The organism is Tepidimonas charontis (assembly GCF_007556685.1).
Classification (GTDB): domain Bacteria; phylum Pseudomonadota; class Gammaproteobacteria; order Burkholderiales; family Burkholderiaceae_C; genus Tepidimonas; species Tepidimonas charontis.
This window is the reverse complement of record NZ_VJON01000122.1, coordinates 1-536: the sequence shown is the minus strand read 5'-3', so window position 1 is coordinate 536 and position 536 is coordinate 1. Positions and strand designations below refer to the sequence as shown.

The 536-nt window shown below is 57.1% G+C and carries 2 pseudogenes; one reads left to right on the top strand and one right to left on the bottom strand.

Annotation, left to right across the window (positions count from 1 at the left end):
* Window positions 1–235, top strand: a pseudogene (locus Tchar_RS13670) (IS5/IS1182 family transposase); the annotation flags it as partial.
* A 169-nt stretch (window positions 236–404) separates the two neighbouring features.
* Here the strand turns inward: Tchar_RS13670 and Tchar_RS14185 are convergent.
* Window positions 405–536: pseudogene (locus Tchar_RS14185) on the bottom strand (IS481 family transposase); the annotation flags it as partial.

Below are 536 nucleotides of genomic sequence, written 5' to 3'. Positions count from 1 at the left end.
GCGCCGGGCATTGGACAAGAGCACTTTTCTTGGCCAGGTGATGGATGCCTTGGAACGCACCAAGGCGCGCATTCGTGCCAAGGGCGAGCATCCGTTTCGGGTACTCAAATGCCAGTTTGGCTACTGCAAGACGCCCTATCGAGGCTTGTCCAAGAACGGCGCGCAACTCAACGTCCTGTTTGCGCTGCTCAATCTGTGGCTGGTGCGCAAGGCCTTGTTGGCTGCAACGGGATAAGTGCGCCCGCCACGGCGCCACTGGGGGCCGACGAGGCCTCAGGAGGCCCACGAAAGGGGCTTGTGGAGCGGAAAATAACTCAAAATCTGCCCCTGATCCCGTCAGGTGAAACAAAGTCTGCCATCACCGCGTCCTCTGGAACGAATAGGCTGGGTTGTGCAGAGGTTTCCTAGGTGTCAGGTCCCGGACGATTACGTGGCACTTTTATGAAAAGTTCCGGTTTTTCTTTGTACCATCTTTTCATGGCCTCGATGGGCGGGACATGTCCCAGGGCTTTCTGGGGGATGTGGTGATTGTACAG